This is a genomic window from Mesobacillus stamsii (assembly GCF_030814065.1).
GTDB lineage: Bacteria > Bacillota > Bacilli > Bacillales > Cytobacillaceae > Mesobacillus > Mesobacillus stamsii.
Map to the genome: position 1 here is coordinate 137,274 of NZ_JAUSUN010000007.1, position 14,443 is coordinate 151,716.

Annotated in this window: 15 protein-coding genes and 1 pseudogene; 1 reads left to right on the plus strand and 15 read right to left on the minus strand. The window is 45.3% G+C overall.

Going from position 1 to position 14,443, the window contains the following annotated elements:
* Positions 1-118 precede the first annotated feature (118 nt).
* From prfB to flaG, 9 genes are all read right to left on the minus strand, one after another.
* A protein-coding gene (gene prfB, locus J2S25_RS08145; protein WP_307191636.1) for a peptide chain release factor 2 occupies positions 119-1,229 on the minus strand; the annotation gives its coding sequence in 2 pieces (ribosomal slippage) (positions 119-1,156 and positions 1,158-1,229; 1,110 coding nt in all).
* Positions 1,230-1,361: 132 nt separating this feature from the next.
* On the minus strand, positions 1,362-3,875 hold the full coding sequence (gene secA / locus J2S25_RS08150) for a preprotein translocase subunit SecA (RefSeq protein ID WP_307191637.1): 2,514 nt from the start codon (positions 3,873-3,875) through the stop codon (positions 1,362-1,364).
* Positions 3,876-4,205: 330 nt separating this feature from the next.
* Entirely contained in the window at positions 4,206-5,048 is an 843-nt protein-coding gene (locus J2S25_RS08155; RefSeq protein ID WP_307191638.1) for a DUF1028 domain-containing protein, read from the minus strand.
* A gap of 117 nt (positions 5,049-5,165) precedes the next feature.
* Entirely contained in the window at positions 5,166-5,711 is a 546-nt protein-coding gene (hpf, locus tag J2S25_RS08160; protein ID WP_044395211.1) for a ribosome hibernation-promoting factor, HPF/YfiA family, read from the minus strand.
* Between the two features lie 175 nt (positions 5,712-5,886).
* Positions 5,887-6,276, minus strand: coding sequence for a DUF8042 domain-containing protein (locus J2S25_RS08165; RefSeq protein ID WP_307191639.1), 390 nt, complete (start codon positions 6,274-6,276; stop codon positions 5,887-5,889).
* On the minus strand, positions 6,277-6,621 hold the full coding sequence (gene fliT / locus J2S25_RS08170) for a flagellar protein FliT (protein WP_307191640.1): 345 nt from the start codon (positions 6,619-6,621) through the stop codon (positions 6,277-6,279).
* Positions 6,621-7,022: a flagellar export chaperone FliS gene (gene fliS / locus J2S25_RS08175; protein ID WP_307191661.1), complete on the minus strand. Its 402-nt coding sequence runs from the start codon at positions 7,020-7,022 to the stop codon at positions 6,621-6,623. The genes fliT and fliS overlap by 1 nt, the downstream gene beginning before the upstream one ends.
* Before the next feature lie 33 nt (positions 7,023-7,055).
* Positions 7,056-8,585, minus strand: a complete 1,530-nt coding sequence (locus tag J2S25_RS08180; RefSeq protein WP_307191641.1) for a flagellar hook-associated protein 2 — start codon at positions 8,583-8,585, stop codon at positions 7,056-7,058.
* A gap of 13 nt (positions 8,586-8,598) precedes the next feature.
* Positions 8,599-8,952 carry a flagellar protein FlaG gene (gene flaG / locus J2S25_RS08185; RefSeq protein ID WP_052807064.1) on the minus strand — a complete coding sequence of 118 codons (354 nt, stop codon included), beginning with the start codon at positions 8,950-8,952 and terminating at the stop codon, positions 8,599-8,601.
* Between the two features lie 134 nt (positions 8,953-9,086).
* Between flaG and J2S25_RS08190 the strand changes: the two genes are divergently transcribed.
* The gene (locus tag J2S25_RS08190) at positions 9,087-10,046 is read left to right on the plus strand and encodes an endonuclease (RefSeq protein ID WP_307191642.1); all 960 of its coding nucleotides are present in this window, start codon (positions 9,087-9,089) and stop codon (positions 10,044-10,046) included.
* 2 nt (positions 10,047-10,048) lie between these two features.
* Here the strand turns inward: J2S25_RS08190 and J2S25_RS08195 are convergent.
* The 6 genes and pseudogenes from J2S25_RS08195 to flgL form a co-directional block, all read right to left on the minus strand.
* Positions 10,049-10,162, minus strand: a pseudogene (locus tag J2S25_RS08195) (flagellin); the annotation flags it as partial.
* Between the two features lie 345 nt (positions 10,163-10,507).
* Positions 10,508-11,941 carry a flagellin N-terminal helical domain-containing protein gene (locus J2S25_RS08200; protein WP_307191643.1) on the minus strand — a complete coding sequence of 478 codons (1,434 nt, stop codon included), beginning with the start codon at positions 11,939-11,941 and terminating at the stop codon, positions 10,508-10,510.
* Positions 11,942-12,080: 139 nt separating this feature from the next.
* Entirely contained in the window at positions 12,081-12,299 is a 219-nt protein-coding gene (gene csrA / locus J2S25_RS08205) for a carbon storage regulator CsrA (RefSeq protein WP_307191644.1), read from the minus strand.
* 6 nt (positions 12,300-12,305) lie between these two features.
* A complete protein-coding gene (gene fliW, locus J2S25_RS08210; protein ID WP_044395189.1) occupies positions 12,306-12,740 on the minus strand; it encodes a flagellar assembly protein FliW in 435 nt (144 codons plus the stop codon).
* 14 nt (positions 12,741-12,754) lie between these two features.
* Positions 12,755-13,345: a DUF6470 family protein gene (locus J2S25_RS08215; RefSeq protein WP_044395186.1), complete on the minus strand. Its 591-nt coding sequence runs from the start codon at positions 13,343-13,345 to the stop codon at positions 12,755-12,757.
* 201 nt (positions 13,346-13,546) lie between these two features.
* Entirely contained in the window at positions 13,547-14,437 is an 891-nt protein-coding gene (gene flgL, locus J2S25_RS08220; RefSeq protein ID WP_307191645.1) for a flagellar hook-associated protein FlgL, read from the minus strand.
* Between the last annotated feature and the right edge of the window lie 6 nt (positions 14,438-14,443).

The window sequence follows — 14,443 nt, forward strand, 5'->3', positions numbered from 1 at the left end:
AGATTATCCACATTAAACAAGAGATAATGAGCTTTTACAGAGAGAATCATCATCTATACCGAGAGATTCCCTAAAAATCCCCCGCCAAACCCGGCGGGGGACTCCCAAAACACCTATTTTACTCACTCAAACTCAACTTGGAGCGCAAATATGCGTCGATAAACTGATCAATATCCCCGTCCATGACGGCTTGCACGTTGCCGGATTCCGTTCCAGTCCGGTGATCCTTCACCATGGAATACGGATGGAACACGTAGGAGCGGATTTGACTGCCCCAGCTGATTTCTTTTTGCTCGCCACGAATTTCGTCGAGTTCTACTTGTTGCTGTTCAATTTCACGCTGGTACAACTTTGCTTTCAGCATTTTCATCGATGTATCGCGGTTTTTGATCTGCGAACGTTCTGCTTGAGATGATACAACGACACCAGTCGGCAAGTGGGTAATTCGGACGGCTGAGTCAGTGGTGTTAATGTGCTGACCGCCAGCGCCGCTTGCACGGTACGTATCGATTTTCAAGTCTTCCGGCCGAATGTCAATCTCGATTTCGTTATTGAATTCCGGCATGACTTCACAGGAAACGAATGAAGTATGGCGGCGGCCTGACGAGTCAAACGGCGAAATTCGAACGAGGCGGTGTACGCCTTTTTCCGCTTTCAAATATCCGTATGCATTATGACCTTTGATCGCTAGCGTGACACTCTTAATGCCCGCTTCATCGCCGGGAAGATAATCCAATGTCTCCACCTTGAAGCCACGCTTCTCCGCCCAGCGTGTATACATACGCAGCAGCATCGAACCCCAATCTTGGGACTCGGTTCCGCCAGCCCCTGGATGCAACTCGAGGATTGCATTATTTTTATCAAACTCTTCACTCAACAACAACTGAAGCTCAAACTCGCTCAGGCGCTCTTTAAACTCGACAAGCTCCTTCTCCAATTCCTCGCGAAGATCTGTGTCGTTTTCCTCTTTCACCAGTTCATACGTCAGATCGAGATTTTCGTATATCTCGCTTAGTTCCTTAAAAACATCTACCTGTTCTTTCAGCTCATTGGTTTCGTTGATGACAACCTGTGCTTTTTGCTGGTCATCCCAAAAATCGGGCGCAAGCATGCCGTTTTCTAATTCAGCGATGCGCGCTTCCTTATTTTCCAGGTCAAAGAGACCCCCTGAAGCCCGCTAATTTCTTAGCTGTTTTCTCAAGCTCATTTCTGATATCTGCTAATTCCATACCATTCACCTCATAATAAAGTTAATTACTATTATACCCCATTCAGAAAAAAAAGAGCCGGTCCCCCGCGCCCTCTTTAGTACCGCATCACCGCACTGGGGGTCTGACCCCCGATGCGGCGATGCGGTGAAGTTATTCTGCTTTGCCGCAGCAGTTTTTGTATTTTTTGCCGCTGCCGCAGATGCATGGGTCGTTGCGGCCGATGTTCATTGTTTTGACGACTGGTTTCTTTTTCACTTTTCCGCCTTCGTCTTCTTTCGGATTCACTGCCTGGCCTTTCGCTACTTCCTGGCGCTCGAGATTGCTGCGGATTTCTGCCTTCATGATGTACTTCGCAACATCGTCTTCGATGGAAAGGACCATGCTTTCGAACATCGCAAAACCTTCATGCTGGTACTCGCGCAGTGGATCGATCTGGCCGTAAGCACGCAGGTGGATCCCTTGGCGCAGCTGGTCCATCTGGTCGATATGGTCCATCCACTTGGAGTCAACGGAACGAAGCACGATGACTTTTTCAAACTCACGCATTTGCTCGTTTGTCAGCATTGCTTCTTTCTCGTCATAGCGCTCCTTCACCTTGGCCATGATGACTTCGATGATTTCCTCCTGCTCTTTGCCGCGAAGGTCGTCGACGGTGACGTCTCCTTCGTGAAGCAGGTTGCCATTCACGTAGTCGATGATGCTGTTCAGATCCCAATCTTCCATCTCTTCGCCGCTTGGCGTATGAGCGGAAACATTGCGCTCTAAGGAAGACCTGATCATTTTTTCAACGATGTCGCGCAGGTTTTCAGACTCAAGCACCTCATCACGCTGCTTATAGATGATTTCACGCTGCTGGCGAAGAACATCGTCGTACTGCAGCAACTGCTTACGGGCATCGAAGTTGTTGCCCTCCACACGTTTTTGCGCAGATTCAACCGCTTTCGATACCATCTTGCTCTGGATTGGCTGGGTATCATCCATGCCAAGGCGCTCCATCATCGTCTTCATATTGTCAGAACCGAAGCGGCGCATCAGCTCATCTTCCATGGAAAGGTAGAACTGCGTTACACCTGGGTCTCCTTGACGACCGGAACGTCCGCGAAGCTGGTTATCGATCCGACGGCTCTCATGGCGCTCGGTACCAATGACGGCAAGACCGCCAAGATCTGTGACGCCCTCGCCAAGCTTGATGTCTGTACCGCGACCCGCCATGTTTGTTGCAATCGTCACCGCACCCTTCGAACCTGCTCCTGCGATGATTTCCGCCTCTCGCTCATGGTTTTTCGCGTTGAGGACATTATGCTTAATGCCTTTTTTTGATAAAAATGCAGAGATGATTTCCGACGTTTCAATCGCAACCGTACCAACGAGCACTGGCTGCCCAGCCTGGTGGCGCTCGGCGATATCATCGGCAACTGCCTTGAACTTGCCCTGCATCGATGCATAAATTAAATCCGGACGGTCGTCACGGACGATCGGACGGTTCGTCGGGATAACCACTACGTACATATTGTATATATTGCGGAATTCCTCTTCCTCCGTCTTTGCTGTACCAGTCATACCGGAAAGCTTTTCATACATACGGAAGTAGTTTTGGAAGGTGATCGTCGCAAGCGTCATGCTTTCATTCTGGATTTCAAGGCCTTCCTTCGCCTCAATTGCCTGGTGCAATCCTTCGCTGTAGCGGCGCCCCTTCATCAGACGGCCGGTGAACTGGTCGACAATAACAATCTCGCCGTCCTGAATGACATAATCAACATCCTTGTGCATACTCGCGTGTGCCTTCAATGCCTGGTTGATATGGTGCAGCAAGGTCACATGCTTGATGTCAAAAAGATTATCGACGCCGAAAGCCTTCTCGGATTTCGTAATCCCTTCCTCCGTCAGCTGAACACCCTTCGTTTTTTCATCATAAGTGTAGTCCTCTTCCCGCTTCAAGGTACGCACGAAGGCATTCGCTTGAATGTATAGCGCCGCAGACTTTTGCGCCGAGCCCGAAATGATCAACGGCGTCCGGGCTTCATCGATCAAAATGGAGTCTACTTCATCGATGACACAGAAATGAAGCGAACGCTGAACTTTCTGGTCCGTATACAGTACCATATTGTCACGCAAATAGTCGAAGCCAAACTCATTGTTCGTACCATACGTAATGTCCGCGCGATACGCTTCCTGCTTTTCTTCCTTCGTCATGCTGTTTAAGTTGAGGCCAACAGACAGGCCCAGGAACTCATACAGCTTGCCCATCTCAACCGCGTCACGGCTTGCGAGGTATTCATTGACCGTGATGACGTGCACGCCGCGTCCAGTGATCGCATTCAAGTAAACCGGCATGGTCGCTGTTAGGGTTTTCCCTTCCCCAGTCTTCATCTCGGCAATATTTCCCTCATGGAGAGCGATCCCACCCATCAGCTGAACCTTATAAGGATACAGGCCAAGAACCCGCTTGGCACCTTCCCGGACAACCGCAAATGCCTCCACAAGCAGATCATCCGTGGATTCGCCTTGCTGGTAGCGATTCTTGAACTCTTCCGCTTTTTCCCTTAGCTGGTCGTCAGACAGTTTTTCCATATCAGCTGCAAGCGCATCGATTTGATCCGCCATTTTCGTCAATTTCTTAATATCGCGTTTATTCTGGTCGAAAATTTTCGTTAAAATCCCCATACAGACGCTCCTTTTATCGATTGAATCTCAGTGAATTCGAAAAGCGCAAGCGCCTTGTCCAGCCCCGACAAGCGCTGGAGGGCCTGCCTGAGAAGTCGTTCTTTGACTTCATTGGCAGGACCGAAGCGTCTCGAGGGGCTAGGCGCTGGAGCTGGACAATTCTCGAAGTGAATTCTATCTTAATGTCAAAAAGAAAAAAGATTCGCCGTTTCATGCACCGAATCCCTTTAAAAAAATTCGCTTTATTTCCTCCTCCTATTTTACCACTTACAATAGGGAGTGACAACCAATCGAAAAAGTCCCGCTGCGATTAGACAGGGGACTTATCCATTATTGATTTTTCATAAACTCCAACACTTCCAGATCGATCTTGCCTTGTTCCTGTTCTCTCTCCTCGAAGTTTTCCGTGTGCAGATAGGCAGTGAGCGCCTGGTGGAGTTCCGCATCGTCAGCTGGATCCGCCTTCAAGTAATCGAGCCGCTTCAGATGCTGGATGACTGTTTCCTTGACCTCTCCTGCGACTGCCACGATCTTTTCCGACTTCGCTTTGGAAAAATAAAGCTGCTGCAGCCCGTAAATACGAATCAATTCGTTGATAGGGTCCGGATGATCGTCGACACGCAAATCGATGAAACGGTCGTTGTAGCCGCCGTATCCACCCTTTTCCTTGACGACGAGAAGTGCTGCCGACTGCTGGCCCCTGCTGTCGCCGCCAGCTTGCTGTCCAGCATGCAGCGCCTGCAGCAGCCGATGGGCGAGCGATCCTTCCGTTGCTTCAAAGGTCTCGGCCATTGCTTTCACGGTCTTTTCATCTACTAAAATATTCCCTTGGGCTGCAAAATGCTTGCCCGTCACTCCGCCTGCCCAGTCATAGCAGGCAGAACCCGTAAAAGTAGCCGCGCTTCCTGCAGCGTCAATCAAACCAACTTGACGCATTTCCTTGTCTGGGTCATCCTTGGTGATCAGCTCCATCGCTTCCTCTGCTGATTTTCCCTGTGCCATCCACTCCAGCGCCTGCGGGCCATAAGCGGTATTCGCATAGGATTGCGTCGCTACTGCGCCCACTCCAGCCTTGGCAAACGGAACAACAGCCCCGACTCCAAGGAATTTGGATTGCACAGCAATTCCCCATTCTTTTTCCCGTGGATCATACGCTACAATCGAAAATGTCATATGTATCGCCTCCTGTGAAACTATTTCGACACTCGATATGATTTTTCCTTCAAAAAACCCACAGCCAATTTCCGACTGTGGGTTTTCATTTTAGCGAAAAAGTTAATGAAAAGAGCTTTATTGCGCTTCAATCAGACCGTAGCGGCCGTCGTTGCGCTTGTAAACAACATTTGTCTGGTTTGTTTCAGCATTTGTGAACACGTAGAAGCTGTGGCCGAGCATGTTCATCTGCAGAATCGCTTCCTCGCTGTCCATCGGCTTCAGGTTGAAGCTCTTCGTACGGACCACCTCAAGATCGTCGTCTTCATCCACCTGCTCCACTTCGGTGAAAATGGGAGCGTAATCCTTCAGGCTGTCCTTTTCACGGAATTTGCGGTTCACTTTTGTCTTATGCTTGCGGATCTGGCGCTCTAGCTTATCTGTGATCAAATCAATTGCCGCATACATATCTTCATGAGTTTCCTCGGCGCGAAGTACTAGGTCTTTCATCGGAATCGTAATCTCCACTTTCGATTTCTTATCCGGGTAAACTTTCAGGTTCACGTTCACGTTAGCATTGGGCGACTCAGTAAAGTACCGTTCCAGCTTCGCAACCTTCTTCTCTACATACTCTCTGATTGCTGGAGTTACCTCAATGTTTTCTCCACGAATGTTGTAGTTCATAGTGGACTCCTCCTTTGGGATATAACTATGTATTACTAATTCTATTTTACCCTAAAGAACTCCTGCAAAAACAGTCAGAAGATTTGACAATTTTATGTCTGTTTTTACCGTCGAGATAGTAGATATTTTGTAGAAGCTTGTCGTTACAAGGGAAAACCGCCCGAAATCGGACGGTTTAGTTGATATAATAAGGCCTGAATTGTTTATTGATTTCTCTGGACCATTCAGAAAAAGCAGGATAAATGCTTTCCCCAATCACTTCTTCCCACATGCTATAATCGGCATAAGGAAGATCTTGAGCCTTTTCCCAAACATCATCGAAGGATGCAAACTGGTTCAAAACTCCAGTTCGCTCCGCAAAATGCTCAGCGAGAACTTGATTGGAGAGATGAATTTGCCCAAATGCCAAACGGACATCATCCCACAAGTGATCGGCAGCCTCCAGTTTCCGTTCTTCCAGACAAAAAAAGATATGTCCAAAAGCTTCTTCAATGGTATCCAGCAAACCGATATACTGCCTGACTAAGAGCATTTTCTCTTCATTTAACTCATCCAATCCATTCACCTATTTCCTCTTGTCGTAAAACATGCCATCTGTCGAAAGGTTTTGATATGGATTGACATATTTAGTGTTTGATACCTTTTTCACATGGAGCTCCTTGATGTCCTTCTGGATCGAAACTTTTTCAGCTGTAATCAACTGCTCAAGCCTCTCGTTCATTGTAACAATTTGCTTGCCCAGCTCCGCTTCCTCAGGAGTAAACGGCGGGACGATTTCTTTCATCAGCGCCTCGCGCCTGTCCAACAGTGCTTCCACCTGCAAAATCTTCTGATCCCGTTCTGTCTGGGGCTGTTGCAAAATCTGAATCAGCTCGATCGTTGCCTTGTGGAATTCCTTTAGCACACTCACTACGCCCTACCGCCCTGGCTGTGCTGCTTCTGGCGATTCAGCTGGATTACTTGCTTCCACGTATCGCGGAATTCCGTGACCAGCCCCTCCACTTCCGCCAGCGCATCGAGGTCATTTTTAATATTTGCTTCGACTAAACGGCGATTCATATACTCATACAACGACATCATATTTTGCGAGACTTCAAGATCCATATTCAGCGTCACCATCAATTCATGGACGATGTTCTGCGCCTTCTGGATATTCAAATTCTTCCCATCGATGTCCTTGGACTGCATCCCATGCTTGGCCAGATTGATAAACTTCAAGCAACCATTGTATAACATCAACGTCAATTCACCTGGCGAAGCCGTGTTAACGGAATTCTGCTGGTAAGACTGGTATGGATTATTTACTGCCATTAAGTGACTCTCCTTTTTCAAAGGGAATTTTGCTTACATGCCGCTGCCGAACTGCTGCGACATGAACATTGCCTGCTCATTGGACCGCTGGATCGCTTTTTCCATCGCCGTGAATTGGCGCCAGTACCGGTCCTCCACCTGTAAAAGACGATCTTCAAACCGAATGATTTGGTCATCAATACTATCTAAGTTTCTGCCCAGAGTAAAGGTATTGTTTACACTGTAGGACTTCCCTGCACGTGTTTCAATATTATTCATCGTATCTTTGATCGTATCTCTTAATCTTCTTGCCAAGCCATCCGTAGCAGAGGAACTGCCATCCTTGGCAAAAAGCTCATAAACCCCATTCGGGTCAGCCGTGATCGCTGCTTTTAATTTATCTTCATCAATAACGAGCTTCCCGCCCTCCAGATAATTGCTAGAGGTCGTAATTCCGAGTTCCGCTAGTTGGGTTGCTCCAGTGACACCCTCCACTGCTGTGGATAGATCCATCCGCATTTTATTCAAGGCACCTGATAAAATGGTATCGCCTTTTAAAGTTCCACTCCTGGCCTTCTCTTCCCAGCGCTCGATGTCTTTTTCATTCATCGCGTCCTTCTGTTCCGTCGTTAGTGGCTGGAAATCCCGATAGCGCTTTTCCTCTAATTCATTTTTCACCTTTTCAATGACCGAGTTATACTTATCTACGAATTTTACAATCGTATCAAGAATCGCATCTGTATCCGTTGACGAAGAAAAATTCACATTCCCTGTATTCTCCTGCTTTAAATTAAATTCAACCCCATTAATTGTAAAAGTATTAGAGAATCGTTCAATTGGCATTCCATTATAGGTCAAAGCTGCATTTGCCCCTACCGATCCGAACGGGCCACCTGCAGAAACATCCGTGGATGCTGCAATATTATCACTGTGCATATTCATTGCGGTCCAAAAATCGCCTGCATTTCCGCTCGGCGAAAGTTCTATTTCGGCTGTTCCCGCAACATCCCCGGTGTTTTTCGCAATGATGGACAGCGTCCCTTTTTGCTCATCAAAATAGGCATTCACACCAGTACTTTTATTTATTTTATCAATTAACGTACCGATCGTATCGTCCGCTGTAATCTCGATTGGGACACCTTGATCCAACTTGCCGTCCTTGCCGATCGCTTTAATCGTCAGCGTTTGTGCCGTTATCCCCTGGGCCACTAGCTTGTCGGTAGTATTAATGGTGCTGGACGCTTTTGAAAACATCGTTGCCGCCTTAGCAAGCGTATCCACTTGAACCGTCCCTGAAAAGTCAACAGTGGAATTAATATTCTTGACTCCTAGTGCAGCTGGATCCGAAACAGAAATCGTTTTCTTCGCATAAGACCCTTGCTTAAAAACACCATCAAAAATTTGGGTATCCAACTCTAATAACGACGTATTCATCTCTCGATAATCATCCCGTTGCCACTCAAGAAATTGCTTTTTCTGAGTTAGCTTATCCAAAGGGATACGCTCCGCCTTCATCAAGTCCGTTACTATCTGGTCAATATCCATCCCGCTGGCGAGTCCGCCAATTCGCATATTACTAGCCATGTTTTAATCACCTTTAAATTTTTTTATCCACCAACAAACCAAGGAACTCCGTCATCGCCGCATAAAAATCAAGCATTTTTTTTGGTGGAATTTCCCGTATCGTTTCCTTCGTTTTCTCATCGATAATTTTCACATAGTACTCATTTAGCTTTTCGTGGAACTCGAATTTCAGAGCCGTTGGCGAAGCCTCCAAAAACTTATTCACGCTGTCTACAATCTCTTTCACTTTCTCTTTAGGAAATACCACTTCCTCCGGAGAATCTTGCCTTTTCTCGGTGTCCCTATCCTGAATCATGGTTGCCGCATCACTAACTGCAATGCTTCTAGGTTGTGAGGATAATGAATTGGATGATAGTCGCTCGATCATCACGGTTCCCCCTGAAATATTCTGTTTTATAGTAGTTATATCGGAATGATGTCGAGTTTGTTTAGTTTAAAATCTTTTTAGAATGCTATATAATATTAAGGAACAAATGTTCTAATTAGATTGGAGGTAATTAAATGGGGCTGTCCGAAGAACTCCTGGAACATATACCGTTACGATCACTTTCTTTAATCAACGCAAAGCTATTAAGAGATGGTAATTTAACTATAGAGGGCACAAAACAACCAAGGTTCCGGTTCCAGCACAGTTATGCAGACAAAGGTTGGTGTTATTTCTGCTATGAAAGTCTTCATAGTTACATTCCAATCAATCCTCCTAGATATAAAAAGAATATCGACCCAAGAGTTAATGCAGGTTTTTCCGAAACATTCTATGTACAATCCAGGACTACTCCTTTACTTACCCTGTTAAAAAAATCCTGGTATGCAGGCAAGAAAAAGATTATTCCTTTACAATTAATAGAACAAACTCTGAGCCCGGAATCTTTAGCGTGGTGGTACCAAGATGATGGACATTTGGTTTGGAAAAATGGTTCACCACGAAAAATTATTTTGTCGACTGATAATTTTACTCGAGAGGAGAATTTTGGTCTAATTAAGATATTAAGAGAGTTATTTCATCTAGAATTTTCTCTAGATGGTCAAAACAGATTGTGCCTTTACGACCAACCTCAAATATTATACTTTATTTTTTTAGTACAAGATTATATTCATCCATCGATGGCAAGGAAATTACCACCATATAGTCAAATCACCTCTCCAATAAAATCACATCAAAAAAGAACCACTATTTATTTACCGTTTCAGTTAACTAAGCCCACAAAAGAAATTAGAGAGATTTTATTTAAATTCAATCCAGAAACTTTTATAGCCAATTGGTACAGGGATTTATATAAAAGCCATTTAACAACTACCACCTTAATATATAGTCACCAAGTAACGTTAATCGAATTGGAACAAAATAAAATCTTTATGACGCAAAGTCGAACAGGGTTGAGAATGAGTGAGATCATTACAATTCTTTTTTTCACAAAAGCTAAAAAGAGGCTGTCCAAAGGACAAACCTCTTTTAGGTAAAATTAACGAAGAAGTTGTAGAACTCCTTGTGGTTGTTGGTTCGCTTGCGCCAACATTGCTTGTGCTGCTTGAGAAAGAATAGAATTCTTAGTTTGTTCCATCATTTCTTTCGCCATCGTGCGAACATTTACTTTCATAAATGACTAGACTATATCTTCACCCTCTATGTATTAGTAGGGGTCGGGCACTTCGGATTCACAATGCTGATGTACATTGTTTCACCTACGGATTTCATCATCATAGCTCTGGCCTTAGATGGTATATCCTAGTCGTTGAACCTTCTCCACTCTTTCGAGATAGGAGCTTGGCTGCTGATTGCCCAATCTTTTCTTTTTTCAAACCGTCACGCTTGTCGTTTCCAACTACGTTGTGGCAAGAAAAGCTCTAAGGAGTTTCCAGCAATTCACCCGATCATAATCACTAGCCGTTACCAACTAGGACGACTGTGCTTGTTACTGCTATTAAGCAGCTAAAGCATAATCTACGTCACGAACACGTGATTCTGCAGCAGTTAAGTTTTCAGAAGATGTGTTTAAGTTATTGATAGTGTGTTCTAATCGGTTTTGGTAAGCACCAAGCTTTGAACGTTCAGCTGATACAGTTTCAATCGCAGTATTAATTGATGTAATTGCTGCATTAGCAGCAGATTGTGATGAAATATCAATTCCTCCTGCCACAGACGCAGCATTAGAAAGTTCTCCATTAGAGAATGTTGCTGCTGTAGAAGAAGTCTTGTTAATAGCAATCGATGCAGCAGTACTAGTTGTAGCAGCAGCACCAGCACCAGCACTTAAGTTACCATCTAAAGTAACTTTTAAACCATCAAACTTTGTAGAATCTGTAAATGTTGCTGAAGTTGCATTACCCTGAACGTCAACTGTTTCAACAAGGGAACCGTCAGTTAAAGATAATCTAACAGTATCTTGCGCACCACCAGTTAATGTACCACTTCCAGTACCACCAGCAGTAGTGACTGTACCTGTCGCAGCAAATGTTAAATCTGTAACACCTGCTGAACTTAAAGCACCATTCAATGCTGTATTAATATTTGCTGCTGTTGATTCAGTACCAGAGGCATCAGAGATTTGAAGAGTGATTGTTTTGTTTGTAGTATCGACAGTAGCTACCTCACTACCTGCAGTAGCACCATTACTAACTGTAATAGTATATCCGTTTAGTGAATCAGAGTTATCAGCAGTTGTATACGTAATACCACCGATAGCTCCTGCAGTTGCAACTGTACCTGCCGTTTGAATTGTGGCAGATAGAGTTAAAGTAGTTCCATCTGTAATTCCTGTTCCTAAAGATCCTGATAAATTGGCACCAGTAACATCAGTAGCAGCACTTACAGTAGCACTAGCCACATCTCTAGCAACACCTAATGAAGCAGCATCCATAGCTCCAATTGAAAGAGAAAGATTTTGGTTTTCGTTAGCACCGATATGAAATTTAACGTCACTGATATTACCAGCCTGGATTCCACCATCTAATAGCTTCTTTGTGTTAAACTCGGTGTTATTAGAAATTCGTGTTACTTCTTGTGATAACTGATCTACCTCTTTCTGAAGTTCTACACGGTCAGAATCAGTATTTGTGTCATTGGAAGATTGAGTTGCTAGTTCACGCATACGTTGAAGAATAGAATGTGTCTCATTTAAAGCACCTTCTGCAGTTTGAATGAAAGAGATACCATCTTGTGCATTTTTAGAACCCATGTCTAACCCACGAATCTGCCCACGCATTTTTTCAGAGATTGCTAGACCTGCAGCGTCATCTCCAGCACGGTTAATACGAAGACCTGAAGATAATTTCTCCATTGATTTTGATTGAGCATTTGATGCACCGTTCAACTGACGATATGTGTTCAGTGCGGCGATATTGTGATTAATTCTCATTGCTTGTTTTCCTCCTTGAATTTGTTGTTCACGTCCTTGTGAACAATGGTTTATTGGTTCGAGTCGATAAGGTCGGCCGCCCTTATTTTCTCTTACATTTGTTTTATCGTCGGGGGGTTAAAATTGTTTAATAGTGTTTTTAAGTTTTTTTGATAAATTTTAGTAGGGATGTGATGTCTTTGGATGCTTGTTCGTTTTCGGTTTGGATTTGGTCGAGGATTTCTTTGCGGAAGATCTCGACGTTTTTTGGTGCTTTGATGCCGATTTTTACTTGGTCGTTTTTGGCGGAGACGATGGTGATTTCGATGTCATCGCCGATTTGGATGGTTTCGCCGTTCTTTCGTGTTAGTACGAGCATGTTTGATCACCCCTTCGCTTCTGCTTTTTGAAAGATTGGGTGTTTGGTTTTGTATTGTTCGTTGTGTAAGATGACTTGTTTTGCCTTGCGGTTTTTCAAATTAATGATAATCGGCGCCTGCAGGTTTGCGGTTGTTTTTTCAAAGGGATCCTGGACAGTCAGGATGGTATAGACCGCGACGTCTCGTTCGCTTTCCAGGCTCAATTCCTCGACCGCGGCATCTTCCAGCTGAAAATCATACGCTGTCATAAACTGAAAGGGATTTGTCAATACAAATGCCAGTCCGGGGGTCGATACTGATTGGAGGACATAGTAGGATTCATCATCCGACAATGGCAGCAAGGCAAACTGCTTTTCCTCTGCAAAACCCGGTATCCCTTTTTCAAAAGTCAGAATCTCGTCCATTTCCACTTCACCATGGTACTTCGTGTGTATGTTCATTTTAGAATCCTTCCTTAAATAGATTGTTCATAATTAATTCCGACATGCCTAAGATTGGCAAAATCAATCTTCAATGATGGATGCTGCTTCAGGCTGACTTCTGCCTTGCCTGGAGTATAGGTGATGATTGGCTTATTAAGTCTGCTTTCGATCACCGGCTTATTTTGTTTCCAATTAATGTCTACTTTGCCAGGGTCATAGCCAATCTTCACACTTCCAGCGGACGGAGTCCAACCAATATTAAAATCGAGCATCGGCGACTCGCTGTTTCGCTTTGCTTGATCTGCAATCGGATTGCCGCCATTCTCGATCCTCATTAGCTCATCGCCGTCTTGAGAAACGCGCGCGAGACCGGAAAGCCAGTCTTGATAACCCTGCTGTGCCGCTTCATCAATCCTTCGGGAAATGGGTTTCAAATCCATATCGGCACGCGCTTCGGTCTGATCGATGGTCAATCTCGCCGGCTTACGGTCGATATTCAGCTTGGCAGCCGGCTGCTCGATGCTCAACTCCGCTTTCGGCTGCTCGATTTCCAGTTTCGAAGACTGAGTCCTGATCTCGGTCTGCCCAAACTTTGACTCCAAGCGAATCTGGGGAAATTGCATTTATATCCCTCCTAGTAAGAAAAGCGCAAGCGCCTTGTTCAGCCCCGACAAGCGCTGGAGGGCCGACCAGTGAAGTCGTTCTTTGACTTCACCTGAGCGGACCGAAGCGACTCGAGGGGCTAGGCGCTGGAGCTGGACAATTCTCGAAGTGAATTTTATACTTCCTTATCTGGAAAAAAAGCCATTCCCAATGAGAATAGCTTATCTTAAAAAGTCTAATAGCGTCGGCTGCAATATGCGGGCTCCGACTCCTAGTGCGGCGCGGTGGACGCTTTCTTGGGTTTTCAGATCGGTGATGACCCGCTCGATATCTGCGTCTTCGTTATTGGACAGGACGCGATTTGCCATTACTTCCTGCTGGGCGATTCGGTCGTCGATCATCTCTAGGCGGTTATAGCGTGCCCCAAGCTCAGAACGTTCTGAAGAAAGATTGTCCATTGCTCCGTCCAATCGTTCCAAAAGCGGGTCCAGATCGCCAGCTTTGTCATCTTCTAAAGCTGTCTGGATCTCCTGGACCACATCAAAAAGTTCTTGATTAAAAACGCCATTTGGATCAACATTGGCCGTCAATGACACGCCGCGTGAAATCTCCACTTTGTAAGCTTTGATAGCAGGGTCAGCCAAGTTTGCTGCAACCTTTGGCGGATTTGCTGTCGGCACGGGCGGGTGATCTGTATCGGTTCCATGGAAAATATAGCGGCCGGATACTTGGGTGTTCGCTACTTGCACCAAATCATCCTTAATTTGTTCCACCTCACGGGCTACTGCATCACGGTCGGTTGGGCTCATTGAACCATTCTTCCCTTGAATCACCAGCTCCCGGACACGCTGCAAGCCATTATTGGCCTGCTCGATTCCTGCTTCAGAGTTCTCCATCCACAGATAAAGCTCAGAAAGGTTCCGCTTGTACTGTTCAACTTCAGTTAGGTTGGAGCGGTAAAACATTCCTTTCATCGCTACCACTGGGTCGTCGGAAGGCTTCGTAATTTTTTTGCCGGTGGCGAGCTGATCCTGGTAGGTCCCCATCCGGCGATAGCTTTCGCTCAAGTTTTTTAATGAATTGGAAGAAAGCATTGATTGAGTTATCCGCATTTCATT

What these genes read in the sequence shown, in the direction of transcription:
- secA (WP_307191637.1), bottom strand. Translation starts at nt 3,875, where the DNA reads ATGGGGATTTTAACGAAAATTTTCGACCAGAATAAACGCGATATTAAG.
- J2S25_RS08155 (WP_307191638.1), bottom strand. Translation starts at nt 5,048, where the DNA reads ATGACATTTTCGATTGTAGCGTATGATCCACGGGAAAAAGAATGGGGA.
- hpf (WP_044395211.1), bottom strand. Translation starts at nt 5,711, where the DNA reads ATGAACTACAACATTCGTGGAGAAAACATTGAGGTAACTCCAGCAATC.
- fliS (WP_307191661.1), bottom strand. Translation starts at nt 7,022, where the DNA reads ATGGCAGTAAATAATCCATACCAGTCTTACCAGCAGAATTCCGTTAAC.
- J2S25_RS08180 (WP_307191641.1), bottom strand. Translation starts at nt 8,585, where the DNA reads ATGGCTAGTAATATGCGAATTGGCGGACTCGCCAGCGGGATGGATATT.
- flaG (WP_052807064.1), bottom strand. Translation starts at nt 8,952, where the DNA reads ATGATCGAGCGACTATCATCCAATTCATTATCCTCACAACCTAGAAGC.
- J2S25_RS08190 (WP_307191642.1), top strand. Translation starts at nt 9,087, where the DNA reads ATGGGGCTGTCCGAAGAACTCCTGGAACATATACCGTTACGATCACTT.
- J2S25_RS08200 (WP_307191643.1), bottom strand. Translation starts at nt 11,941, where the DNA reads ATGAGAATTAATCACAATATCGCCGCACTGAACACATATCGTCAGTTG.
- csrA (WP_307191644.1), bottom strand. Translation starts at nt 12,299, where the DNA reads ATGCTCGTACTAACACGAAAGAACGGCGAAACCATCCAAATCGGCGAT.
- fliW (WP_044395189.1), bottom strand. Translation starts at nt 12,740, where the DNA reads ATGAACATACACACGAAGTACCATGGTGAAGTGGAAATGGACGAGATT.
- J2S25_RS08215 (WP_044395186.1), bottom strand. Translation starts at nt 13,345, where the DNA reads ATGCAATTTCCCCAGATTCGCTTGGAGTCAAAGTTTGGGCAGACCGAG.
- flgL (WP_307191645.1), bottom strand. Translation starts at nt 14,437, where the DNA reads ATGCGGATAACTCAATCAATGCTTTCTTCCAATTCATTAAAAAACTTG.